The sequence below is a fragment of the Peribacillus asahii genome (assembly GCF_004006295.1).
Classification (GTDB): Bacteria; Bacillota; Bacilli; order Bacillales; family DSM-1321; genus Peribacillus; species Peribacillus asahii_A.
On record NZ_CP026095.1, the window covers coordinates 92501 to 118157 of the forward strand.

Consider the following 25657-nt stretch of genomic DNA (forward strand, 5'->3'; position numbering starts at 1 on the left):
CTGTTCGCCCATTAAAGCGGTACGCGAGCTGGGTTCAGAACGTCGTGAGACAGTTCGGTCCCTATCCGTCGTGGGCGCAGGAAATTTGAGAGGAGCTGTCCTTAGTACGAGAGGACCGGGATGGACGCACCGCTGGTGTACCAGTTGTCTTGCCAAAGGCATCGCTGGGTAGCTATGTGCGGACGGGATAAGTGCTGAAAGCATCTAAGCATGAAGCCCCCCTCAAGATGAGATTTCCCATAGCGCAAGCTAGTAAGACCCCTGAAAGATGATCAGGTTGATAGGTCAGAGGTGGAAGTGTGGCGACACATGGAGCTGACTGATACTAATCGGTCGAGGACTTAACCTATTGTTTTGATAACACGCAATGCTTTCTTATTATCTAGTTTTGAAGGAACAACGTTCCTTATAATTGTTTGGTGACGATAGCGAAGAGGTCACACCCGTTCCCATTCCGAACACGGAAGTTAAGCTCTTCAGCGCCGATGGTAGTTGGGGGTTTCCCCCTGTGAGAGTAGGACGTCGCCAAGCATACATGAGATCAGCTGAAAAGCTGATTTTTTTTTATGAATTTTTTTCTATGCATGTGTAATCACGGATATATTAGGGGAAACTTATCCCATATCATACAAAAAATATAGAATATAAAGCATTTAATTTGCAAATTATAATTTTCGTTGTATAATATTAGTCAAATATAGTCAAAGTCAGGATGGAGGAGGTTGAGTGAGAAACATATCCGATATTATTGAAATTTATTTAAAGAAAATATTGGAAATGAGTCAAAAAGACATTTTAGAAATTAAAAGAAGTGAAATTGCAGATAAATTTCAATGTGTTCCTTCCCAAATTAATTATGTTATTAACACAAGATTTACAATTGAAAGAGGATTTCTGGTAGAAAGTAAACGTGGTGGCGGCGGTTATATTCGGATTATGAAAATCAAATCACAAGAGCACGCCCATCTTATTGATCAGTTAATCTCTATTATCGGCTCTAGAGTCTCACAATCAACTGCTGAAGGAATTATTGATCGGCTCATTAATGAAGACATTATCAATCATCGAGAAGCAAAGATTATGATGAGTGTTATTGATCGATCGGTTATTTATATCGATTTACCTGATCGAGATGAATTAAGGGCAAGAATTTTAACTGCGATGCTTACTACGTTAAAATATAAATGAGTCTTGCAGGGGTGAGAGTGCATGATATGCCAAGAATGTAATCAGAGGCCAGCTGCCCTTCATTTTACGAAAATTGTAAATGGTGAAACAACCGAGGTGCATATTTGCGAAAAATGTGCTCAGGGAAAAAGCGATCTGTTTATGGAAAATGGAGGATCTGGTTTTTCAATTAATAACTTATTAGCAGGGCTATTGAATATAGAGTCTAATTTTCAACACCCTAAGGCGAATTCTTTCCCAAAGACAGAGGAAGTACGTTGTCCGCACTGTCAGCTTTCTTTCAGGGAATTTGTTCGTATCGGTAAATTTGGATGTGCGACCTGCTGTGAAACTTTCAATAAACAGCTTAATCCTATTTTAAAGAGAGTGCATAGCGGTAATACTGCTCATATAGGTAAAATTCCTAAAAGAATTGGTGGTGCGCTTCATCTAAAAAAACAACTGGCCGAGATGAAAGATACGTTAAAAACTTATATCGACCAAGAAGAATTCGAAAAAGCTGCGGAGGTTCGAGATAAAATTAGGGCTTTGGAAAAACGGGTTCATGCACAGGGTGAGGGGGATGAGTCATGAGTTTAGAGAAATTTTTACAAAATGCCCTCAGTTCTTGGATGAATCATGAAGGACCTGAATCCGATATCGTCTTAAGTTCCCGCGTTCGACTTGCTAGAAATTTTAAAGAGTATACCTTTCCAACATTATTTTCACATGAAGAGGCAAAATCCATTCTTGAATTGATCAAAAAACGTTTGGAATCAGAAGTGAATTCAGAGATTGGTCAATTAGAGATGATAGAAATGGAGCAACTTCAGGCATTAGAAAAACGTGTGCTTGTTGAAAAACATTTAATCAGTCCTAAACTCGTTGATGAATCTACACACGGAGCTTGTTTATTATCAGACGACGAAGTCATTAGTGTGATGATTAATGAAGAAGACCATGTAAGAATCCAGTGTTTAATGTCAGGCTTGCAGCTAACAAAAGCCTTACAATTAGCAAATATATTAGATGATTGGTTAGAAGAAGCAATCGACTATGCATATGATGAAGAGAGAGGATACTTAACAAGCTGCCCGACGAATGTTGGCACAGGCTTACGCGCTTCAGTTATGATGCATTTACCAGGGTTAGTCTTAACTCAGCAAATTAATAAAATCATCCCAGCCATCAATCAGCTTGGTCTTGTTGTTCGCGGGATGTATGGTGAAGGCAGTCAAGCGTTAGGGAATATCTTTCAAATATCTAATCAAATTACGCTTGGTAAGTCTGAAAAAGACATCGTTGAGGATTTAACAAGTGTTGTTCAACAAATTATCGCCCAAGAAAGAGCAGCAAGAGAAGCATTAGTGAAAACCTCAAACATACAATTAGAAGATAGAGTTTTCCGTTCTTACGGAATTTTGTCAAACGCAAGGATTATCGAAACGAAGGAAGCGTCTATTTGCATTTCTGATGTGAGGTTAGGAATAGATCTAGGATACATTCAAAATATTTCAGAGAGCATCCTCAATGAATTAATGATTTTAACGCAACCAGGCTTTCTACAAAAATATGCCGGTGGACCATTAAGACCTTATGAAAGGGATATGCGTCGCGCGGCCCTCATCCGAGAGCGTTTAAACTTAGATACAAAAGAACATTCTTAAGGAGGAATTCACTATGATGTTTGGTCGTTTTACTGAGAGAGCTCAAAAGGTATTAGCATTGGCTCAAGAAGAAGCAATTCGTTTAGGTCATAATAATATTGGTACAGAACATATCCTTCTAGGCTTAGTACGTGAAGGCGAAGGGATTGCAGCTAAAGCGTTATATGCCCTTGGCCTAGGTGCAGATAAAATTCAAAAAGAAGTGGAAAATCTGATTGGGCGTGGTCAGGATACGTCTCAAACGATTCACTATACACCAAGAGCTAAGAAAGTCATTGAACTTTCTATGGATGAAGCAAGAAAGCTAGGACACTCATATGTGGGTACGGAGCATGTCCTATTAGGGCTTATTCGTGAAGGTGAGGGAGTAGCGGCTCGTGTGTTAAACAATCTGGGTGTTAGCTTGAACAAGGCACGTCAGCAAGTTCTTCAGTTGCTAGGAAGTAATGAGTCTGGCGGGCATCAAGGCGCGGCAGCAGCGAATGCTAGCACACCAACATTAGACAGCTTAGCACGTGATTTAACTGCAATTGCTCGTGAAGGCAGTCTAGATCCTGTTATTGGGCGTAGTAAAGAAATTCAACGTGTCATTGAGGTGTTAAGTCGACGTACAAAAAACAATCCTGTTCTTATTGGAGAACCTGGTGTTGGTAAAACAGCGATTGCAGAAGGCTTAGCACAGCAAATTATTAACAATGAAGTCCCAGAAATTTTGCGAGATAAGCGAGTCATGACGCTTGATATGGGTACAGTCGTGGCTGGTACAAAATATCGTGGTGAATTTGAAGACCGCTTGAAGAAAGTCATGGATGAAATTCGCCAGGCTGGAAACATTATTCTATTTATCGATGAATTGCATACGTTAATCGGTGCAGGCGGCGCAGAAGGTGCTATTGATGCTTCTAATATTTTAAAACCTTCATTAGCACGTGGAGAGCTTCAATGCATCGGGGCAACGACGCTTGATGAGTATCGTAAATATATTGAAAAAGATGCAGCACTTGAGCGCCGTTTCCAACCAATTCAAGTAGATGAGCCAACGATTGAAGAGTCCATTCAAATTTTAAAAGGTTTACGCGACCGTTATGAAGCACATCACCGTGTATCAATTACAGATGAAGCAATTGATGCGGCGGTTAAATTATCGGATCGTTATATCTCTGACCGATTCTTACCAGATAAGGCGATTGACTTAATTGATGAAGCAGGTTCAAAAGTACGTTTACGTTCTTATACAACGCCACCAAACTTAAAAGAGTTGGAAGTGAAATTAGAAGAGGTGCGTAAAGAAAAGGATGCTTCTGTTCAAAGTCAAGAGTTTGAAAAAGCCGCTTCTCTTCGTGATACAGAACAACGTTTACGTGAACAACTGGAAGAAACAAAGAAAACGTGGAAAGAGAAACAAGGTCAAGAGAATAGTGAAGTAACCGTTGAAGATATTGCCCATGTTGTATCTAGCTGGACAGGTGTACCAGTAACAAGATTGGCTCAAACAGAATCTGATAAACTGCTAAATATGGAATCGATTCTTCATGATCGTGTAATTGGTCAAGAAGAAGCAGTCATCGCCGTTTCAAAAGCAGTTCGCCGTGCAAGAGCAGGATTAAAAGATCCGAAGCGTCCAATTGGTTCATTCATTTTCTTAGGTCCTACAGGGGTTGGGAAAACGGAACTTGCCCGTGCCCTAGCTGAATCAATCTTTGGTGATGAAGATGCCATGATTCGCATTGATATGTCAGAATACATGGAGAAGCATTCAACGTCTCGTCTAGTCGGTTCGCCTCCAGGTTATGTTGGATATGAAGAAGGCGGTCAATTAACAGAAAAGGTTCGCCGTAAACCATACTCTGTCGTGTTGCTAGATGAAATTGAAAAAGCGCATCCAGATGTGTTTAATATCTTACTCCAAGTATTGGAAGACGGAAGATTAACAGATTCAAAAGGTCGTACCGTTGATTTCCGTAACACGATTTTAATTTTGACATCGAATGTTGGTGCGGCAGCGTTAAAAACGAATAAATATGTCGGATTTAATATTCAAGATGAAGGCCAAGATTACAAAGATATGAAAGGAAAAGTGATGGAAGAATTAAAACGTGCTTTCCGTCCTGAATTCCTAAACCGTATCGATGAAACAATTGTGTTCCACTCATTAGAGAAAAAGCATTTAACAGAGATTGTTTCATTAATGGCTGATCAATTAATTAACCGTTTAAAAGAGCAAGATATTTTCCTAGAGCTAACAGAGGCAGCAAAGGAAAAAATCGCTAAGGAAGGATTCGATCCAGAATACGGTGCACGTCCAATCCGTCGAGCTTTACAAAAACATGTGGAAGACTTTCTTTCTGAAGAACTATTAAAAGGAAATGTTCAAAAAGGACAAAAGGTTGTACTAGATCTTGTAGATGGGGCATTAACCATTAAACAGCCTGAAGCTGTTCCGCATGAATAATTAAAGAACGAAAAAACATCGAGGTACATGCATTTATTGCAGTGTACCTCTGTTTTTATATACAATAAAAAAACTAGCTTTAGGTTAATTTTTCTAAAATATACGCATGAAGGCGTTTCCAAAAAGGATTAAATAGAGTCTATGTGTAATATCTTTTATTAATACCCAGTTTAGGGTAGAGGGAGCAAGTAGAGTGGCTAAAAAGAAGACAAAATTTATGTGTCAGTCATGTGGATATGAATCACCGAAGTGGATGGGGAAATGTCCTGGGTGCGGCGAGTGGAACAAAATGGTGGAGGAAGTCGAAATTGTAAAGCCGGGGAGAAGGGGAGCGTTTGCTCACTCTGATACACAGATTGGGACAGGAGAAAGAATTAAAGCTGCTCCGATTACGACGATTCAAACCGAGCAAGAGCCGCGTATTGCAACAGATTTAGCAGAATTAAACCGTGCTCTTGGCGGCGGGATTGTGCAAGGTTCGCTTGTTTTAATTGGCGGTGATCCGGGAATTGGAAAATCAACTTTGCTTCTCCAAGTATCTTCGCAGCTTGCTCGTAAAGGAAAGAAAGTGCTCTACATTTCTGGAGAAGAATCGGTGAAGCAAACGAAGTTAAGAGCAGACCGCCTTGGTGTGGCATCTGAGAATCTATTTGTTTATTCTGAAACAGATATGGATTATATTCAACACGCTATTAGTGAAGTGAATCCTGATTTAGTAATCATCGATTCGATTCAAACGGTCTATCAATCCGAAGTTACATCTGCACCAGGAAGCGTCTCCCAGGTGCGTGAATGTACAGCTACATTAATGCGAATTGGAAAGACAAAGGGCATTGCCATTTTTATTGTCGGGCATGTTACGAAAGAAGGGGCGATTGCCGGTCCACGCTTGCTCGAACATATGGTCGATACGGTGTTATATTTTGAAGGAGAGCGACATCATACATATCGAATTATTCGAGCAGTGAAAAATCGTTTCGGTTCGACAAACGAGATGGGGATTTTTGAAATGAAAGAAGATGGCTTAGAAGAAGTAGCCAATCCATCTGAGATTTTTCTAGAGGAGCGGTCCCAGGGAGCCTCGGGTTCGACTGTTGTTGCCTCGATGGAAGGAACGAGACCAGTCCTCGTTGAAATTCAAGCTTTAATTTCACCAACAAGCTTTGGGAATCCGCGTCGTATGGCTACAGGCCTTGATCATAATCGAGTGTCATTGTTAATGGCAGTATTAGAGAAGCGTGTCGGTTTACTGCTGCAAAATCAAGATGCTTATTTGAAGGTAGCTGGCGGTGTGAAACTGGATGAGCCGGCAATTGATTTAGCGGTTGCGATTAGTATTGCTTCCAGCTTTCGAGATAAACCAACAAGACCAACAGATTGCTTTATCGGTGAAGTAGGCTTAACAGGCGAAGTTAGACGGGTATCTAGAATTGAGCAACGTGTTCAAGAAGCTGCAAAACTTGGATTTGAGCGGGTGCTTCTTCCGTCCAATAATATGGTTGGTTGGACGGTACCAAAAGAGGTTGAAGTTATAGGCGTTTCATCTGTGGCAGAAGCGCTTCAATACGCATTAGGGGGGTAAAATATGAATGATAAAAAACTTTATGAAAAAATAAAGTTAGACATTTTGCAACTTGTTGCGCCAGGGACTCCATTACGTGAAGGGATTGAGAATGTACTTCGGGCTAATACAGGTGGTTTAATAGTCGTTGGGTACAATGAAAAAGTTCGTTCGATTGTCGATGGCGGATTTAAAATTAATTGTCCTTGTACGTCCAGTACATTATATGAACTAGCTAAAATGGATGGCGGGATTATTGTAAATGAAAAAGCAGATACGATTTTGCTTGCGAATGCCCAGCTTGTCCCTGATATTAGTGTTTCTTCTACAGAAACAGGCATGCGCCACCGAACAGCGGAGCGGGTTGCACGGGAGACAAAGTCGCTTGTTATTGCCATTTCTCAGCGACGTAATGTCATTACCTTATACCAAGGGAATTTTCGTTACGCGTTAAAAGATATTGGTGTCATTCTGGCAAAGGCTAATTTAGCGATTCAAACGTTAGAGAAATATAAAGTCGTGTTGCAGCAAAGTATTGCCGTTTTAGGTGTTTTAGAATATGAGGAAATCGTCACGTTTGCGGACTTGCTTCAAGTGTTTCATCGATATGTGATGGTATTACGTATTAAAGCAGAACTTGTCGCGTATTTACATGAATTAGGTACAGAAGGACGCCTTATTCGTTTACAAATGAATGAAATTCTTGCTGATATCGAAATTGAAGGAAAATGGCTTATTAAAGACTATGCATGTAAAAACGATGAAAACCCTGACTTTGTTGTGGCTAAACTCCAAGAATTAGCCATGCAGGAGAATTTAGATGAGGGTGCTCTATTGAAAATTTTGGGATATAATGGCTATATTCATCTTGATGAATTAGTACATGCTAGAGGCTATCGCATGCTGCATAAAATTTCTCGTCTCCCGGGGTTAATTATTGAAAATCTAGTGCAACGGTTTGGCAGCTTTGCTGATATTCATAAAGCTTCTGTTGCGGAATTGGATGATGTCGAGGGAATTGGGGAAGTACGTGCCAATAAGATTAAAGAAGGGCTTCGTATTTTAAAAAACCAACTTGTGACAGACAGAAGGATGTAGATAAATGGGCCTATTCTTCTCAAATTCCCCCAAAAAGTGAGAGGTACTTCCTTTTTGACACGTAATTCGTACGGTGCTAGGCTTAAAAAGAAATCCTTTTTATCTCGTTTAACTGAAGTATATATGATTGTATTTGTATAAAATTGTTCATAATGGAGAGAGGGAGGTGAAATAATGTTAAAGCGGATTATACAGGCTTGCTTTTTAATAATTGGTGGAACACTCGGTATGTTTCTTATTCCGGAATTATTAGTGGTGTTACGTGCCGATGATGTAGCTATTTTAAATAATCCTTATGCAAGTGTACTCCTAGGAGCTATTATTTTTTATCTTCTTACGTTTTGGTTATTGGATTATGTTTTAAACTTTATGAAGTGGTTAGAAGAGCAGCTTGTTAAAGTCCCAATTACAGATATTATTTTTGGTAGCTTGGGGCTGTTGGTTGGTTTAGTCGTGGCTTACCTTATTAGTTCAGCGTTTAATGCGATTCGCGTACCGATACTAGATACCATTGTGCCAATTATTTTAACGTTGTTATTTGGTTATTTTGGTTTTCAAGTAGGTGTGAAAAAGCGCGATGAACTATTGAATCTATTTTTAAAAGCAAATAAAAAGAAACATGTAACTAGTGAAGAAAGTGAAGAAGAGTCCAATCATAAATTAAAAATCCTAGATACTAGTGTTATTATTGATGGCCGAATTGCGGACATTTGTCAAACGGGCTTTTTAGAAGGGACGATTGTCATTCCACAGTTTGTATTGAACGAACTTCAACACATTGCAGACTCTTCTGATGCGTTAAAAAGAAACCGCGGTCGCCGAGGTTTAGATATTTTAAATCGTATCCAAAAAGATGTGCCAATTAAGGTGGAAATGTATGAAGGAGATTTTGAAGATATTCAGGAAGTAGATAGTAAGTTAGTAAAGCTTGCTAAAGTAACAGGCGGCATTGTAGTGACCAATGATTTTAATTTGAATAAAGTGTGTGAATTTCAAAAAGTAGCTGTATTAAATATTAATGATTTGGCCAATGCGGTAAAGCCGGTCGTTCTTCCAGGTGAAGAAATGAGCGTGCAAGTAATTAAGGATGGGAAAGAGCAGAATCAAGGTGTAGCCTATCTAGATGATGGGACGATGATTGTAGTCGAAGGTGGAAGAGATTATATTGGAAAACGACTTGATGTGCTTGTTACGAGTGTACTGCAAACGTCTGCCGGACGAATGATTTTTGCGAAACCGAAGCAATTAGAGAAAGCATTATAGAGGAGAAACGGTTATGTTGTATGAAGTGGTGATTCCCGCGGCGGGACAAGGGAAAAGAATGAAGGCTGGGAAGAACAAGCTATTTATTGAACTTTCAGGGATTCCCATTATTATTTATACGCTGCGAGTATTTGAGGCGGATCCTCATTGTCAAGGTATCATTTTAGTCATTAATCCAGCAGAAGAGGCTTATTTTACCGAATTAATGGATGCTTATGGACTGAAGAAAGTAAAGAAGTTAGTAGCTGGCGGGGCGGAACGTCAACAAAGTGTTTTTAACGGTCTAAAGCATACAAATGAGGAAATTGTACTTGTACATGATGGAGCGCGTCCGTTTATTGATCAGGTGTTGATTCATTCATTAACGGAAGCTGCTTCCCTTTATGCTGGAGCAATCGTTGCTGTACCAGTTAAGGATACGATTAAAAGGGTGAAAGAACGATCTGTAGTGGAGACCGTTGAACGATCAAGCTTGTGGGCGGTACAAACGCCACAAGCTTTTCGTGTGCCTATTTTATATAAAGCACATAAACAGGCAGAAGCAGATGAATTTCTTGGTACAGATGATGCTAGTCTTTTAGAGCGGATGGGCGAACAAGTGGTTATTATTGAAGGGGATTATGATAATATAAAAATTACGACACAAGAAGATCTTTATTTTGCCGAGGCTATTTTACATAAGCAGGCGAAGAGGAAGATGGAGAAAGAGAAGGAGTGAATAGAATGTTTCGAATTGGACAAGGATTCGATGTTCATCAGTTGGTAGAAGGAAGACCATTAATTATTGGCGGCATTACGATCCCTTATGAGAAAGGGCTGCTTGGTCACTCGGATGCGGATGTCTTGCTTCATACTGTAGCTGATGCTGTACTTGGAGCGATTGGCGCTGGCGATATCGGAAAGCATTTTCCTGATACAGATCCTGAGTTTAAAGATGCGGACTCTGCCAAGCTTCTTGAACATGTTTGGAATCTAGTGAAACAAGAAGGCTACAAGCTAGGAAATATTGATTGTACGATTATTGCCCAAAGCCCCAAAATGGCACCTTATATTGAAGCAATGCGTGAGCGGATTGCTCAGCTATTAGAGGCGACGGTGGAGCAAGTAAACGTCAAAGCAACAACAACAGAGAAGTTAGGCTTCACAGGGCGCAAGGAAGGGATTGCTGCTCAAGCTGTTGTACTATTGGTGAAGTCAAATTAAAAGTCGTTCATCTGTGAATCGAAGTTTCCTTTATTCAAGTCTGTTTAAATGATAAAATATATAACGGTAAATTCGTGAGTATTTAGGAGGAGTTAGACATGAGCAGCGAAATCCGAGTTCGCTATGCACCGAGTCCAACTGGACATTTACATATAGGAAATGCCCGTACGGCTTTATTTAATTATTTATATGCACGAAACAAAGGCGGTAAATTTATTATTCGTATTGAAGATACAGATACGAAGCGTAATATTGAAGGCGGCGAAGAAAGCCAACTGAAATATTTAAAATGGCTAGGTATGGATTGGGATGAAAGCATTGATGTTGGTGGAGAGTATGGACCATATCGTCAGTCAGAGCGAAATGACCTTTATAAAAAATTGTACGAAGAACTATTAGATAAAGGATTAGCGTATAAATGCTACTGTACAGAAGAAGAGCTGGAAGCGGAACGCGAAGCGCAGCAGGCAAAGAACGAGACGCCGAAGTATTCTGGAAAGTGCCGTCATTTAACGGCTGAGGAGCAAGCGAAGTTAGAGGCAGAAGGTAGAAAGCCGAGCATTCGTTTTGTCGTTCCTGCAGGTAAAGTATATACATTCCAAGATATGGTGAAGGATGAAGTATCCTTTGAATCAGAGGGCATCGGTGATTGGGTTATCGTAAAGAAGGACGGAATTCCTACTTATAACTTTGCTGTAGCTGTGGATGATCACTTGATGAAGATTTCTCATGTTTTACGTGGGGATGATCATATTTCTAATACACCAAAGCAATTGATGATTTATGAAGCATTTGGTTGGGAACCGCCAATTTTCGGTCATATGACGTTAATTGTGAATGAGAGCCGAAAGAAATTAAGTAAACGTGATGAGTCCATTATTCAATTTATTGAGCAGTATGAGGCATTAGGATATGTACCGCAAGCATTGTTTAACTTTATCGCGCTTTTAGGCTGGCATCCAGGCGGCGAAGAAGAGATCTTCTCAAAAGAAGAGTTTATTAAACTGTTTGATGCAGAGCGGTTATCGAAGTCACCAGCGCTTTTCGATCAGCAAAAATTAACTTGGTTAAACAATCAATACGTGAAGCAGCTTGACCTGGATCGTGCGGTTGAAATTTCTTTACCACATTTGATTAAAGCAGGAAAAGTAGCAGAGGTGCGTACAGCCGAGCAGGATGAATGGGTTCGTGATTTAATTGGTCTATATCAAGAGCAAATGAGTTATGGAGCAGAGATTGTTGATTTATCTCAATTGTTCTTTAAAGAAGAATTGGAATATGAAGAGGAAGCGAAAGAGGTTTTAGCGGAAGAGCAAGTACCGGAAGTCATGCAAGCTTTTCTTCAAGAAGTGGAAGCATTAGAAGCCTTTACAGCGGAAGAAATTAAGAAATCCATTAAAGCTGTTCAAAAAAGCACAGGACATAAAGGGAAGAAGCTATTTATGCCGATTCGTGCAGCAGCAACAGGTCAAACGCATGGTCCGGATTTACCAAAAGCGATTGCCCTGTTAGGCAAAGAAAAAATTAAACAACGCTTGCAAAGTATTTTATATTAACAATTTGCCAAAAATATAATATAGTATTAAATAATCTTACAAGTTAAACGCGTTGATAGGGAGAAGTAGGAAAACGATGCTTTAATAGAGAGAACCATAACCTGCTGAAAGTGGTTCAGGCCCCTCGTTTTTTGAAATGCACCCTTGAGTACTTTGCTGAATGAATAGTAGGCAAAGGCGGCCGTCCTCCGTTATCAGGATAAAAGTTGGGAATGATAAAATGAATGTTTAACCTATGTTTATCATTCCAAACAGAGTGGAACCGCGCTTTCTATTAGCGTCTCTGTCTATTTAGACAGGGGCGCTTTTTGTTTTTTACAGGGAAAAATATAAACGGCTGTATCTTCTGGCTTTCTAATGCTGGTCAGGACTGAGCAAGCCGCTTGTATGTTTGTTCTTTTTAAGGCTCTATTACATATATGAATTGAGCTATGTAATAACGGCATATAAAAAGTCTATCTTTATATGAACAAGGGGGCGTGTTATTTATTATGGTTAACTGTGATTGTAGGGGTATATCCAGTTGAGGCAGTAAAGAAGTGTTTTGAGTTGTAGAGATAAGTAAGTGTCGAACTATGGGGGGGATTACATTGTTTAAAATGTTTAAAGAGGATGTTGAAGTCATTTTTGATCAAGATCCAGCAGCGCGTAGTTATTTAGAAGTTATCTTAACGTATTCAGGCCTTCATGCTATTTGGAACCATCGAATTGCTCATGCATTTTATAAAAGAAAGCTATATTTTATTGCCAGATCTATTTCACAGATTAGCCGCTTTTTCACAGGAATTGAAATTCATCCGGGGGCAAAAATTGGCCGTCGTTTCTTTATTGATCATGGGATGGGGATTGTGATTGGAGAAACATGTGAAATTGGGGATAATGTATCTGTTTTCCAAGGAGTTACACTTGGTGGAACAGGAAAAGAAAAAGGGAAGCGTCATCCGACGATTGAAGATAATGTGTTAATTGCAACAGGTGCGAAAGTGCTGGGGTCGATTACAGTAGGAGAAAATTCAAAGATTGGGGCAGGTTCTGTGGTGTTGAAAGAAGTGCCGCCTAATTCAACGGTTGTGGGGATTCCGGGGAAAGTCGTCATCCAAGACGGTGTTAAGGTGGGGAAAGACCTCAATCATTCAGATCTTCCTGATCCTATTGCAGACCGCTTTAAAGAGCTGGAAACAGAAATTAAACAATTGAAAGTGGAATTGGAATTGGCTCGAAAGCAGGAAGAAAGGAGTTTATAAAATGGCTATTAAGATTTATAACAGTGTAACGCGCCAGAAGGAAACGTTTGTTCCAATGGAAGAGGGAAAGGTCAAAATGTATGTATGCGGGCCAACTGTTTACAATTATATTCATATTGGGAATGCAAGACCTGCAATTGTTTTTGATACGGTTCGCAATTATTTGAAATACCGTGGATATGATGTAACGTTTGTTTCAAACTTTACCGATGTTGATGATAAGCTAATTCGTGCTGCTAAGGAATTAGGAGAAGATGTACCAACGATTTCTGAGCGATTTATTCAAGCTTATTTCGAAGATGTTTCAGCTTTAGGTTGTAAAAAAGCCGATGTTCATCCAACAGTTATGGAAAACATGGATGCTATTATTCAGTTTGTCGAAGCGTTAATCGAGAAAGGCTATGCGTATGAATCAGAAGGAGATGTGTACTATCGTACTCGTAAATTTAAAGAATATGGTAAACTTTCCCAGCAATCGATTGACGAGCTTCGAGTCGGTACCAGAATTGAAGTTGGCGACAAGAAACAGGATGCTCTTGATTTTGCTCTTTGGAAAGCGGCAAAAGAAGGCGAAATTTCTTGGGATAGTCCTTGGGGAAAAGGTCGCCCAGGTTGGCATATTGAGTGCTCGGCGATGGTTCGTAAATATCTTGGAGACACCATTGATATCCATGCAGGCGGTCAAGATTTAACGTTCCCTCACCACGAAAATGAAATTGCTCAATCAGAAGCATTAACAGGAAAAACATTCGCTCGATATTGGATGCATAATGGATATATCAATATTGATAATGAAAAAATGTCAAAATCGCTAGGTAATTTTGTTCTGGTGCATGATATTATCCAACAACATGATCCACAAGTGCTGCGTTTCTTTATGCTGTCTGTACACTATCGTCATCCGATTAACTATAGTCAAGAAGTGATTGAGAATACGACAGCGGCCTTTGAACGGTTAAAAACGTCGTATCAAAACTTAAAACATCGTTTGCAAGTAAGTAATGGTCTAACGGATAACAAAGATAGTTGGCTTCAAAAGGTGAAGGAGCTTCATGAGCAATTTGTTCAAGAAATGGACGATGACTTTAATACAGCCAATGCCATTTCGGTTTTATTTGAATTATCGAAGCAAGCGAATTATTACTTAATGGAGAAGAATACAGACAAGGAAGTCATTGAAGCATTTATACACGAATATGAAGTATTATTCTCTGTTCTTGGCTTAAGCTTAGAAGAAGAAGGATTGCTGGATGAGGACATTGAGCGTTTAATTCAAGAAAGAATTCAAGCTCGAAAGGACCGTAATTTCCAACGATCTGACGAAATTCGTGATCAATTAAAAAGCATGAATATTATTCTAGAAGACACTGCTCAAGGTACACGCTGGAAAAGAGGGTAATGTATGCTTTATTATGAACAGGAAATTGATGCGAAAATGTTAAATAGTTTAGCTCTTGCCTATATGGGTGATGCCGTATACGAAACGTATATCCGGTATCATCTCATTCAAAAAGGCTCGGTAAAACCCCATCTTCTTCATAAGAAAGCGACCGCTTTTGTATCAGCAAAAGCACAGAATACGATCATTCACTTTTTCTTAGAAGAGAATTACTTAACAGAAGAAGAGATGGCGGTTGTTCGTCGGGGACGAAATGCAAAATCGGGCACGGTTCCGAAAAATACGGATGTTCAAACGTATCGTTATAGTACAGCGTTTGAAGCCTTAATCGGTTATCTGCATTTATTGAAGCGGCAAGAGAGAATGGAAGAAATTATACAACGGTCGATTCAATTTATTGAAGAAGGGACGGCTATCCGATGAGCGAAGAATTTATTATTGGAAGAAACCCCGTGCTAGAAGCACTGCGTTCTGAGCGGGAGGTTAGTAAGATTTGGATTGCTGAAGGCTCACAAAAGGGCTCCATGCAACAAGTGATAGGAATTGCGAAAGAGAAAAAAGTATTTGTACAAATCGTTCCGAAGAAGAAAATTGATCAAATGGTCGAAGGAATTCATCAAGGCGTTGTTGCTAAAGTAGCTGCTTATGAATATGCAGAGGTAGATGATTTATTTGCTAGAGCGGAGGAGCGCGGCGAGGCTCCATTTTTTATGATTTTAGATGAAATTGAAGATCCACATAATCTTGGTTCAATTATGAGAACAGCTGATGCAGCAGGTGCTCATGGTATTATTATTCCGAAGCGCCGTGCAGTCGGTTTAACGGCAACGGTGGCAAAAGCTTCAACAGGTGCAATTGAATATATTCCAGTAGCGCGTGTCACGAATTTAGCTCGTGCAATTGAAGAACTGAAAGAACGTGGAGTTTGGATTGTAGGTACAGATGCTAAAGGAAGCGATGACTACCGTAACCTAGATGGGAAGATGCCGATTGGTCTTGTAATTGGCAGTGAAGGAAAAGGAATGGGACGATTGACAAAAGAGAAGTGCGACTTTCTCATTCGCCTGCCAATGGTAGGGAAGGTTACTTCATTGAATGCTTCAGTTGCTGCTAGTTTATTGATGTATGAAGTTTATCGTAAACGCAACCCTTTAGGGGAATAATGAGATGAACATTCTGTTGGTCGACGGTTACAATATTATTGGAGCATGGCCGGAACTAAGAGAATTAAAGCAACGAGATCTTTCTGCAGCTAGAGACCGTTTAATTGAATTGATGGCGGAATACCAAGCGTTTATGGGATATCGTGTCATTATTGTTTTTGATGCTTACTATGTTCAAGGAGTTTCTCGTACATTTAAAAATCATAAAGTGGAAGTCATTTTTACGAGAGAGAATGAAACAGCTGATGAGCGGATCGAGAAAATGGCCATTGAATTAAATAATATTAAAACGCAAATTCAAGTAGCAACATCAGATTATACGGAGCAATGGGTCATTTTTGGACAGGGGGCCCTCCGGAAATCAGCGCGCGAGCTATTGATTGAAATGGAGCAAGTCCGTGGTGCAATTAAGAAGGATGTATCGAAGACAACAAAGAAAAAGCCGGCTTCCAAAATTCCTTTAAGTGATAAAGTGGCTGAAACTTTTGAAAAATGGCGACGAGGAAAGTTATGAAAGATTGACGACTAAAATTTACCTACTGTATAATATTTCTATCTGAGTACGGTCAGGAGGATGAGAGATGGGCGTTAAATCCGGAATGAAGCTGAATGAAGAGTATATACAGCTTGATGACGATGAGCTAGTGGGTTTAGTACACAAAGGTGATAGTGAAGCGCTAGATTATTTAATTCAAAAGTACCGTAACTTTGTAAGAGCAAAAGCTAGAACGTATTTTCTAATTGGTGCGGACAAGGAAGATATCGTTCAAGAAGGTATGATTGGTTTGTATAAAGCGATTCGTGATTTTAAAGGTGATAAGTTATCGTCTTTTAAGGCGTTTGCTGAGCTATGTATTACAAGACAGATTATTACGGCTATTAAGACAGCAACTCGTCAAAAACATATACCGCTTAATTCCTATGTTTCTCTGGACAAGCCTATTTATGATGATGAATCTGATCGCACTCTTATGGACGTTATTTCGGGAGCGAAAGTGTTAGACCCGGAAGAGCTTATGATTAATAAAGAAGAATTCGATGATATTGAAGTGAAGATGGCAGAACTGCTAAGCGATTTAGAACGGAAAGTACTTTCTTTGTATTTGGATGGACAAACGTACCAGGAAATTTCAGAAGAGCTAAATAGGCATGTCAAGTCTATCGATAATGCATTACAACGTGTGAAAAGAAAACTAGAGCGCTATCTAGAAGTTAGAGAGATTAACTTATAGTTTCTCCGTTTTTTCTACTGAATCTCCACATTGTATCGATTGACTTAAACTGTCAAAATGAATCCTCTCTTCCTAAGAAAGTGGCACGATTATTCACCGCAAATGGGTTTAAAACTCCTTACCTTGCATGTATTGAACGAATTGCTAGATGCAGTTAAATGAAATCACGTTGACAATAAAAAACAGTCATGATAAGTTTTTATGGATGTAGTAGATAGGATAGGTGTATAATATGCGTAAAAAAATTATCTTAGCTTGTACAGACTGTGGTTCTAGAAATTATAGCTCGGAAAGTAACAAAGCATTGAATGTTGAACGTCTTGAAATTAAGAAGTTCTGTAAGACATGTAATGCTCATACGGCACATAAGGAAACAAAGTAAGGTTTTTTTAAATAGATAGACAGTAGTTACCTATGCTTGGAGGTTACATTCATGAAACGCATGACTGAATTTTTCCGCGGTGTAGCTCGCGAAATGCGAAAAGTGAGCTGGCCAAAGCGGAAAGAATTAACGAAATATACAATTGTTGTTTTAGCGACTGTTATTATTATGTCATTATTCTTTGTTGTTGTGGACTTAGGAATTTCTGAATTAATTCGTTTAGTTGTTGAATAAGAGGTTCGAAAATAAGGTATAATAGTGATAGAATAAGTAAGTATGAGAGAAAAGCCCGGTTACGGGTTTTTTAATTTGTCTTTATTTAGAGAAAGAATGGCCTTGGCTTACGCTTGTAAGTCTACATGAGATGAAATTGTTGATTTTTGCTTATTTTATTAATGATATTGTTTCATAGGCTCAAAATATAGTGAGTGCAGGGAGGGAAGGACGTTATAGTCCTACTGAATGGAAAAGAATTGGTATGTAGTTCACACCTATTCGGGATATGAGAATAAAGTAAAAGCGAACCTTGAGAAGCGTGTAGAATCCATGGGGATGCAAGATAAGATTTTCCGAGTGATTGTGCCTGAAGAAGAAGAAACAGAAATTAAAGATGGTAAAAAGAAAGTGTTGAAGAAGAAGGTATTCCCTGGATATGTACTAGTAGAAATCATCATGACAGATGATTCTTGGTATGTAGTCAGAAATACGCCGGGTGTCACAGGTTTCGTCGGTTCTTCTGGAGCAGGATCAAAGCCAACGCCTCTTCTTCCAGAAGAGATTGAAGTTGTGTTAAAACGCATGGGTGTTGAAGAAGGCAGAGTGGAAGTGGACTTTGAAGTAGGTGATTCTGTAACAGTGAAGGAAGGACCGTTTGCAAACTTTGGAGGAACTATCGAAGAACTAGATACAGATAAGAGCAAAGTTCGCGTGCTTGTAAATATGTTTGGTCGAGATACTCCGGTTGAACTAGATTTTGATCAAGTGGAAAAATTATAAACGGAAAAAAACTTGAAATAGTATTTTGAAAGTGGTAAAATTTCAAAGGTCAGTATGTTTCAATTTCGAGACCTATATGTTACAAACATTCTTTATTATTATGCTAATAAAGAATTTCAGATGAGTGGGAGGGTTTCTATAGATTCCCTATTACCACATCACGGACTTATAAGGAGGTGTGTCTCGTGGCTAAAAAAGTAATTAAAATGGTTAAATTGCAAATTCCTGCTGGTAAAGCGAATCCGGCACCGCCAGTTGGTCCTGCACTAGGTCAAGCTGGTGTTAACATCATGGGATTCTGTAAGGAGTTTAACGCTCGTACAGCAGATCAAGCTGGTCTAATTATTCCTGTTGAAATTACGGTGTTTGAAGACCGTTCATTTACATTCATTACGAAAACTCCACCCGCTGCAGTATTGCTTAAGAAAGCAGCTGGTATCGAGTCTGGTTCTGGAGAGCCTAACCGTAATAAAGTTGCTACAGTCAAGCGTGATAAAGTACGCGAGATTGCTGAAACAAAAATGCCTGATCTAAACGCTGCAAACGTTGAGTCTGCAATGCGTATGGTTGAAGGTACAGCACGCAGCATGGGTATTGTCATCGAAGACTAATCCATGTAAAGGTTATCGGTTTTCTACGGGGTTGCGATTTACTCGCAACCTTTATTAGTGGGAGGTCATTCCGTTAAAACCACAATATAGGAGGATTATATATCATGGCTAAAAAAGGTAAAAAATATCTTGAAGCGGCACAATTAATCGACCGCACAAAAGCTTATTCAGTGGTTGAAGCTGTTGAATTAGCAAAAAAAGCAAACTTTTCTAAATTCGATGCTACAGTTGAAGTTGCTTTCCGTCTAGGTGTAGACCCTAAGAAAGCTGACCAACAAATCCGTGGAGCAGTTGTGCTTCCAAACGGAACTGGTAAAACTCAACGTGTATTAGTATTCGCTAAAGGTGAAAAAGCAAAAGAAGCTGAAGCTGCTGGTGCTGATTTCGTAGGTGATGCTGACTACATCAACAAAATCCAACAAGGATGGTTTGACTTCGACGTAATCGTTGCAACTCCAGATATGATGGGTGAAGTTGGTAAACTTGGTCGCGTATTAGGACCAAAAGGTTTAATGCCAAACCCAAAAACAGGTACAGTTACATTTGACGTAACGAAAGCTGTTAACGAAATCAAAGCTGGTAAAGTAGAGTACCGTGTTGATAAAGCAGGAAATATTCATGCTCCAATCGGTAAAGTTTCTTTCGAAGATGCTAAACTAGTAGAAAACTTCACAACTATTTACGACACTTTATTAAAAGTAAAACCTGCGGCTGCTAAAGGAACTTACATGAAAAACATTTCTGTAACAACTACAATGGGCCCTGGTGTAAAAGTTGATGCTTCTACATTTAATGCAAAATAATTAATTGACATTACAAGATATTTGATGTTATAATGTATCTTGTTGTGAATAAATGAATAACTTTTGTACCGTAGACAGTAGGTGCTTGATCTCAAGCTTAATGCCCTACCGAGGTAATTAGATAAAACTAGTCACTGACTATGATTTTTGAAATTACTGCCTTCATGTCTGCAAAGAAATGAAGGCTTTTTCTATGAACGGTATAAATGTTTTCAAGCAAATCTCATAGGAGGTGTAAGGATGAGCGCAATTATTGAACAAAAGAAACAAATCGTTGTTGAGATTGCTGATAAATTCAAAGCGAGCCAAACAGCTGTTGTTGTTGATTACCGTGGTTTAACAGTTGCTGAAGTAACAGAACTACGTAAACAACTTCGTGAAGCTGGTATCGATTTTAAAGTATACAAAAACTCTTTAACTCGTCGTGCTGCTGAAGTTGCTGAAATCGCTGGTTTAAACGAATCTCTAACAGGTCCAAATGCAATTGCATTCTCTACTGAAGATGTTGTTGCACCAGCTAAAATCCTTAACGATTTTGCTAAAAAACATGAAGCACTAGAAATTAAAGCGGGTGTTATTGAAGGGAACGTTGCAACTGCTGAAGAAATTAAAGCACTTGCAGAACTACCATCACGCGAAGGCTTGCTTTCAATGCTTCTTTCTGTGCTACAAGCACCTATCCGCAATCTTGCTCTTGCTGCAAAAGCAGTTGCCGATCAAAAAGAAGAACAAGGCGCGTAAGTTAATCTTTGGCCTTAACTAGTAAACAATAAAACATATCTTAGGAGGAAATATACAATGACTAAAGATCAAATCATTGAAGCGGTTAAAAACATGACTGTTTTAGAATTAAATGACCTTGTAAAAGCTATCGAAGAAGAATTTGGTGTAACTGCTGCTGCTCCTGTAGCTGTAGTTGGTGGCGCTGCTGGTGCTGCTGTTGAAGAACAAACTGAGTTTGATGTGGTTCTTGCTTCTGCTGGAGACCAAAAAATCAAAGTTATCAAAGTTGTTCGTGAACTTACAGGTCTTGGCCTTAAAGAAGCGAAAGAAGTTGTTGATAACGCTCCAAAAGCACTTAAAGAAGGCGTATCTAAAGAAGAAGCTGAAGAAATCAAAGCTAAACTTGAAGAAGTTGGAGCTAACGTTGAAGTTAAGTAATCTTGCATAAACAAAAAAGCTCGCTAATTTGGCGGGCTTTTTTCTCTTTTACCACAAACGAATAATTATCTTTATGGTAAAGAGTAGCAAGTCTATCACCTTCAACTAATCTTCTCTTTTATAATCTTCAAACATTCCTTTTCTGATAGGAGGAGACGACTCTGACAGAGCATTATTATTCAAATAAACCGGGTGTTGAAAGTAATCCGAAGTTCTGGGATTATACATTAAGAGGGCGTTCTTTTCGCTTTAAAAGTGATAACGGTGTTTTTTCGAAAAGTGATATCGACTTTGGGTCGCGGCTATTAATTGAAAGTTTTCATCTAGAGGAAGATGTTGAAGGTAAAATCCTTGATGTTGGATGTGGCTATGGCCCAATCGGCCTTTCAATTGCAGCATCCTATCCGGAGAGAACGATTGAAATGATTGATATAAATAGTCGCGCTGTGGAATTAGCGAAAGAAAATGCTTCGTCGAATGGGGTTCATAATGTAGAAATTCACGAAAGTGATCGCTTTCAACAAGTTACTTCCACTCAAATTGCTGCTGTTTTGACGAATCCGCCCATTCGAGCTGGCAAGACAGTTGTACATGAAATTTTTGAGCAAAGCTTCAATCGACTCAATGAAGGTGGGTGTCTGTGGGTGGTTATTCAAAAGAAACAAGGGGCGCCATCTGCTATGGAGAAGCTGGAACAATTATTTGGAAATGTAGAAGTAGTTGAAAAGAAGAAAGGTTATTACATCTTAGTTTCTAAAAAAAATTGACTCTCAAATTTCACTATGTTAGTATTATACAATGCATATATATAATTCCGTTACTATGCAATTTTTATACCAATCGTGTATAATAATTGTATGAAATGGAAAAAATATATAAATAATAGTTCGTTTTATGAGAAATAGTGGTTTTTAAAGCAAAAACCATTTTCTTTTTGTCTATGGAAAGTAACAACTTTCTGTGGCAAATTGAACCTTATAACGCTTGATTTAAGGGGTGAATCAGTTGACAGGTCAACTAGTTCAGTATGGACGACACCGCCAACGTAGAAGTTATGCAAGAATCAGCGAAGTTTTAGAGCTTCCAAATCTTATTGAGATTCAAACAGCTTCTTACCAATGGTTTCTAGATGAAGGACTTCGAGAAATGTTTCAAGATATTTCTCCAATCGAGGACTTTACAGGTAACTTATCACTTGAATTTATTGATTACAGCTTGGCTGAACCTAAGTATCCAGTAGAAGAATCAAAAGAGCGTGATGTTACGTATTCAGCACCTCTTCGTGTAAAGGTACGCCTTGTTAATAAAGATACAGGTGAAGTAAAAGACCAAGATGTTTTCATGGGTGACTTCCCATTGATGACAGAAACAGGAACATTCATTATTAATGGTGCTGAACGTGTTATCGTTTCTCAGTTAGTACGCTCTCCAAGTGTGTATTACAGTGGGAAAATGGATAAAAACGGGAAGCGCGGCTTTACAGCAACGGTTATTCCAAACCGTGGTGCATGGCTTGAATATGAAACAGATGCAAAAGATGTTGTGTATGTAAGAATCGATCGTACGCGAAAATTACCAGTTACGGTATTGATGCGTGCGCTAGGCTTTGGTACTGATCAAGAAATTATTGATTTAATCGGTGACAATGAATATTTACGCAACACGCTTGAAAAAGACAATACAGAAAGTGTAGAAAAAGCTTTGCTTGAGATTTATGAGCGTCTTCGTCCAGGTGAACCACCGACAGTCGAAAATGCTAAAAGTCTGTTGATTTCTCGCTTCTTTGACCCAAAACGATATGATTTAGCGAACGTAGGTCGTTATAAAATAAACAAAAAGCTACACATTAAAAATCGTCTATTCGGACAACGTATTGCCGAAACGTTAATTGATCCGGAAACAGGAGAAATTATCGTTGAAAAAGGCACGATGTTAGATCGACGTATTTTAGATAAAATCTTGCCTCATCTTGAAAATGGCATTGGTTTTAAAACATATCACCCAACTGGTGGCGTAGTAGAAGATGAAACATTGCTTCAACCAATTAAAATATACGCACCAAATGATCCTGATGGTGAAAAAGTTATTAATGTAATTGGTAATGCTTATGTAACGGAAGAAGTGAAGCATATTACACCTGCTGATATTCTTTCTTCTATTAGTTATTTCTTTAACTTATTACATGGTGTAGGGATTACAGATGATATTGACCACTTAGGAAATCGTCGTTTACGCTCTGTTGGTGAACTTCTACAGAACCAATTTAGAATTGGATTATCTCGTATGGAGCGTGTTGTTCGTGAGAGAATGTCTATCCAAGATACAAACACGATTACACCACAGCAGCTAATTAATATTCGTCCAGTTATTGCGTCAATTAAAGAATTCTTTGGTAGTTCTCAGCTTTCTCAATTCATGGACCAAACGAATCCGCTTGCTGAATTGACACACAAACGTCGTCTTTCTGCACTAGGACCTGGTGGTTTGACGCGTGAACGCGCTGGTTTTGAAGTGCGTGACGTTCACTACTCTCACTATGGTCGTATGTGTCCAATTGAAACGCCTGAGGGTCCAAACATTGGGTTGATTAACTCATTGTCTAGTTATGCGAAAGTGAATCCATATGGTTTCATTGAAACGCCATATCGCCGAGTGGATCCAGAAACAGGGAAAATCACAAATCAAATTGATTACTTAACAGCAGATGAAGAAGATAACTATGTAGTCGCTCAAGCGAATGTACGTCTATCTGATGATGGGTCATTCCTTGATGAAGGCATTGTAGCTCGTTTCCGTGGTGAAAACACTGTAGTTCCGCGCGATCGTGTCGATTACATGGACGTATCTCCTAAGCAAGTTGTATCAGCTGCGACAGCATGTATTCCGTTCTTAGAAAACGATGACTCCAACCGTGCTTTAATGGGAGCGAACATGCAACGTCAAGCTGTTCCATTAATGCAGCCTGAAGCGCCGCGAGTAGGTACAGGTATGGAGTACGTATCAGCTAAAGACTCTGGTGCAGCTGTTATTTGTAAACACCCTGGTATCGTTGAACACGTAGAAGCTCGCGAAATTTGGGTTCGACGTGTATCAGAAGTAGACGGTCAAGAAGTGAAGGGGAACCTTGATAAATACCGTTTATTGAAATTTATTCGTTCTAACCAAGGAACGTGCTATAACCAACGCCCAATTGTTAGCATAGGAGACAAAGTTGTAAAAGGTGAAATCCTTGCCGATGGTCCTTCAATGGAAAAAGGTGAGTTAGCGCTTGGACGCAACGTACTTGTTGCCTTCATGACATGGGATGGATATAACTATGAGGATGCCATCATCATGAGTGAACGTTTAGTAAAAGATGATGTGTATACATCGATTCATATTGAAGAGTATGAATCAGAGTCTCGTGATACAAAATTAGGACCGGAAGAAATTACACGTGATATTCCGAACGTTGGGGAAGATGCCCTTCGTAACCTTGATGAGCGTGGAATTATCCGTGTTGGTGCAGAAGTAAAAGACGGAGATCTACTAGTAGGGAAAGTAACACCTAAAGGGGTTACAGAACTAACAGCAGAAGAACGCTTACTTCATGCAATTTTTGGTGAAAAAGCTCGTGAAGTTCGAGATACATCTCTTCGTGTGCCTCACGGCGGCGGCGGAATCGTCTTGGATGTTAAAGTATTTAACAGAGAAGATGGTGACGAACTTCCACCGGGTGTAAACCAACTAGCGCGTGTGTATATCGTACAAAAACGTAAAATTCATGAAGGGGATAAAATGGCCGGTCGCCATGGTAATAAAGGGGTTATCTCCCGAATCCTTCCTGAAGAAGATATGCCGTATTTACCGGATGGCACACCAGTTGACATCATGTTAAATCCACTGGGCGTACCTTCACGTATGAACATTGGTCAAGTACTTGAGCTACACTTAGGTATGGCCGCTCGTGCTCTTAATATTCACGTTGCTTCTCCTGTATTCGATGGAGCAACTGAAGATGATGTTTGGGAAACAATTGAAGAAGCTGGTATGGCTCGTGATGCGAAAACCGTATTATATGACGGACGTTCAGGAGAACCATTTGACAATCGTGTATCCGTAGGTGTCATGTATATGATTAAACTTGCGCACATGGTTGACGATAAGCTTCATGCTCGTTCAACTGGACCATACTCTCTTGTTACGCAGCAACCGCTTGGTGGTAAAGCACAATTCGGTGGACAGCGTTTCGGTGAGATGGAGGTTTGGGCACTTGAAGCATATGGTGCCGCGTATACACTTCAAGAAATTCTTACTGTTAAATCGGATGATGTTGTTGGTCGTGTGAAAACATACGAAGCAATTGTTAAAGGCGAGAATGTTCCAGAACCAGGTGTACCTGAATCGTTCAAAGTATTGATTAAGGAACTTCAAAGCTTAGGATTAGATGTTAAAATCATGAACTCTGAAGATCGAGAAATTGAGATGCGAGATTTAGAGGATGAGGATGACGCTAATCAGTCAGACGTATTAAACATGGAATCTGATACAAAAGAGATGGTTGCTTCTGAAGTAGGAGCACAATCTAGCTCAGTTACTACAGATTAATGAACAGATAATGACTTTAACAGGTAGCCATATCGTGCTGCCTGTTAAAGCCTCATTCATATAATGGTTGATGATCGTGAGAGAAATCTTGCGTTATGATTGTTTATGTAGA

At 39.4% G+C, this 25657-nt stretch carries 25 protein-coding genes, 2 rRNA genes and 2 other annotated features (1 of these 29 only partly in view); all 27 genes read left to right on the top strand.

Annotated features, from left to right (window positions below):
- Positions 1 to 349, top strand: a 23S ribosomal RNA gene (locus tag BAOM_RS00490) (it extends 2585 nt beyond the left edge of the window).
- Between the two features lie 66 nt (positions 350 to 415).
- Positions 416 to 531, top strand: a 5S ribosomal RNA gene (gene rrf / locus BAOM_RS00495).
- A 195-nt stretch (positions 532 to 726) separates the two neighbouring features.
- Positions 727 to 1188 carry a CtsR family transcriptional regulator gene (locus BAOM_RS00500; RefSeq protein WP_127758637.1) on the top strand — a complete coding sequence of 154 codons (462 nt, stop codon included), beginning with the start codon at positions 727 to 729 and terminating at the stop codon, positions 1186 to 1188.
- 21 nt (positions 1189 to 1209) lie between these two features.
- Complete coding sequence (locus BAOM_RS00505) at positions 1210 to 1761, top strand: protein-arginine kinase activator protein McsA (RefSeq protein ID WP_127758638.1); 552 nt, start codon at positions 1210 to 1212, stop codon at positions 1759 to 1761.
- On the top strand, positions 1758 to 2834 hold the full coding sequence (locus BAOM_RS00510) for a protein-arginine kinase McsB (RefSeq protein ID WP_127758639.1): 1077 nt from the start codon (positions 1758 to 1760) through the stop codon (positions 2832 to 2834). Before BAOM_RS00505 ends, BAOM_RS00510 begins: the two co-directional genes overlap by 4 nt.
- A 13-nt stretch (positions 2835 to 2847) precedes the next feature.
- A complete protein-coding gene (gene clpC / locus BAOM_RS00515; RefSeq protein ID WP_127758640.1) occupies positions 2848 to 5286 on the top strand; it encodes an ATP-dependent protease ATP-binding subunit ClpC in 2439 nt (812 codons plus the stop codon).
- Positions 5287 to 5479: 193 nt separating this feature from the next.
- Positions 5480 to 6868, top strand: a complete 1389-nt coding sequence (gene radA, locus BAOM_RS00520; protein ID WP_127758641.1) for a DNA repair protein RadA — start codon at positions 5480 to 5482, stop codon at positions 6866 to 6868.
- Positions 6869 to 6871: 3 nt separating this feature from the next.
- Positions 6872 to 7945, top strand: a complete 1074-nt coding sequence (gene disA, locus BAOM_RS00525) for a DNA integrity scanning diadenylate cyclase DisA (protein ID WP_127758642.1) — start codon at positions 6872 to 6874, stop codon at positions 7943 to 7945.
- A 174-nt stretch (positions 7946 to 8119) separates the two neighbouring features.
- On the top strand, positions 8120 to 9208 hold the full coding sequence (locus BAOM_RS00530; protein ID WP_127758643.1) for a PIN/TRAM domain-containing protein: 1089 nt from the start codon (positions 8120 to 8122) through the stop codon (positions 9206 to 9208).
- A 13-nt stretch (positions 9209 to 9221) separates the two neighbouring features.
- On the top strand, positions 9222 to 9926 hold the full coding sequence (gene ispD, locus BAOM_RS00535; RefSeq protein ID WP_286676293.1) for a 2-C-methyl-D-erythritol 4-phosphate cytidylyltransferase: 705 nt from the start codon (positions 9222 to 9224) through the stop codon (positions 9924 to 9926).
- Between the two features lie 5 nt (positions 9927 to 9931).
- Positions 9932 to 10411 carry a 2-C-methyl-D-erythritol 2,4-cyclodiphosphate synthase gene (ispF, locus tag BAOM_RS00540; protein WP_127758644.1) on the top strand — a complete coding sequence of 160 codons (480 nt, stop codon included), beginning with the start codon at positions 9932 to 9934 and terminating at the stop codon, positions 10409 to 10411.
- Positions 10412 to 10509: 98 nt separating this feature from the next.
- A complete protein-coding gene (gltX, locus tag BAOM_RS00545; RefSeq protein WP_127758645.1) occupies positions 10510 to 11967 on the top strand; it encodes a glutamate--tRNA ligase in 1458 nt (485 codons plus the stop codon).
- A 43-nt stretch (positions 11968 to 12010) separates the two neighbouring features.
- Positions 12011 to 12255 (top strand) — a binding site (T-box leader).
- A 302-nt stretch (positions 12256 to 12557) separates the two neighbouring features.
- Positions 12558 to 13211 (top strand): serine O-acetyltransferase, encoded by a 654-nt coding sequence (gene cysE, locus BAOM_RS00550; RefSeq protein WP_127758646.1) that lies wholly within the window; start codon positions 12558 to 12560, stop codon positions 13209 to 13211.
- A 1-nt stretch (position 13212) separates the two neighbouring features.
- Positions 13213 to 14610, top strand: coding sequence for a cysteine--tRNA ligase (gene cysS, locus BAOM_RS00555; RefSeq protein ID WP_127758647.1), 1398 nt, complete (start codon positions 13213 to 13215; stop codon positions 14608 to 14610).
- Positions 14611 to 14613: 3 nt separating this feature from the next.
- Positions 14614 to 15033, top strand: a complete 420-nt coding sequence (locus tag BAOM_RS00560; RefSeq protein ID WP_127758648.1) for a Mini-ribonuclease 3 — start codon at positions 14614 to 14616, stop codon at positions 15031 to 15033.
- The gene (gene rlmB / locus BAOM_RS00565; protein WP_127758649.1) at positions 15030 to 15773 is read left to right on the top strand and encodes a 23S rRNA (guanosine(2251)-2'-O)-methyltransferase RlmB; all 744 of its coding nucleotides are present in this window, start codon (positions 15030 to 15032) and stop codon (positions 15771 to 15773) included. Before BAOM_RS00560 ends, rlmB begins: the two co-directional genes overlap by 4 nt.
- Positions 15774 to 15777: 4 nt before the next feature.
- Positions 15778 to 16287: an NYN domain-containing protein gene (locus tag BAOM_RS00570; RefSeq protein WP_119118195.1), complete on the top strand. Its 510-nt coding sequence runs from the start codon at positions 15778 to 15780 to the stop codon at positions 16285 to 16287.
- Positions 16288 to 16354: 67 nt separating this feature from the next.
- A complete protein-coding gene (gene sigH / locus BAOM_RS00575; RefSeq protein WP_119118196.1) occupies positions 16355 to 17005 on the top strand; it encodes an RNA polymerase sporulation sigma factor SigH in 651 nt (216 codons plus the stop codon).
- Between the two features lie 232 nt (positions 17006 to 17237).
- Positions 17238 to 17387 (top strand): 50S ribosomal protein L33, encoded by a 150-nt coding sequence (gene rpmG, locus BAOM_RS00580; RefSeq protein ID WP_119118197.1) that lies wholly within the window; start codon positions 17238 to 17240, stop codon positions 17385 to 17387.
- 51 nt (positions 17388 to 17438) lie between these two features.
- On the top strand, positions 17439 to 17621 hold the full coding sequence (gene secE / locus BAOM_RS00585; protein ID WP_127758650.1) for a preprotein translocase subunit SecE: 183 nt from the start codon (positions 17439 to 17441) through the stop codon (positions 17619 to 17621).
- Positions 17622 to 17849: 228 nt separating this feature from the next.
- Positions 17850 to 18383: a transcription termination/antitermination protein NusG gene (gene nusG, locus BAOM_RS00590; RefSeq protein WP_127758651.1), complete on the top strand. Its 534-nt coding sequence runs from the start codon at positions 17850 to 17852 to the stop codon at positions 18381 to 18383.
- 185 nt (positions 18384 to 18568) lie between these two features.
- The gene (gene rplK, locus BAOM_RS00595) at positions 18569 to 18994 is read left to right on the top strand and encodes a 50S ribosomal protein L11 (protein ID WP_029282857.1); all 426 of its coding nucleotides are present in this window, start codon (positions 18569 to 18571) and stop codon (positions 18992 to 18994) included.
- Between the two features lie 104 nt (positions 18995 to 19098).
- Positions 19099 to 19797, top strand: a complete 699-nt coding sequence (gene rplA / locus BAOM_RS00600) for a 50S ribosomal protein L1 (RefSeq protein ID WP_127758652.1) — start codon at positions 19099 to 19101, stop codon at positions 19795 to 19797.
- Positions 19798 to 19847: 50 nt separating this feature from the next.
- Positions 19848 to 19998: a sequence feature (ribosomal protein L10 leader region), on the top strand.
- Positions 19999 to 20037: 39 nt separating this feature from the next.
- Positions 20038 to 20538 carry a 50S ribosomal protein L10 gene (gene rplJ, locus BAOM_RS00605; protein ID WP_127758653.1) on the top strand — a complete coding sequence of 167 codons (501 nt, stop codon included), beginning with the start codon at positions 20038 to 20040 and terminating at the stop codon, positions 20536 to 20538.
- A gap of 57 nt (positions 20539 to 20595) precedes the next feature.
- Positions 20596 to 20958, top strand: coding sequence for a 50S ribosomal protein L7/L12 (rplL, locus tag BAOM_RS00610; protein ID WP_127758654.1), 363 nt, complete (start codon positions 20596 to 20598; stop codon positions 20956 to 20958).
- 161 nt (positions 20959 to 21119) lie between these two features.
- A complete protein-coding gene (locus tag BAOM_RS00615) occupies positions 21120 to 21725 on the top strand; it encodes a class I SAM-dependent methyltransferase (RefSeq protein ID WP_127758655.1) in 606 nt (201 codons plus the stop codon).
- Positions 21726 to 21963: 238 nt separating this feature from the next.
- Entirely contained in the window at positions 21964 to 25545 is a 3582-nt protein-coding gene (rpoB, locus tag BAOM_RS00620; protein WP_127758656.1) for a DNA-directed RNA polymerase subunit beta, read from the top strand.
- Positions 25546 to 25657: the final 112 nt, after the last annotated feature.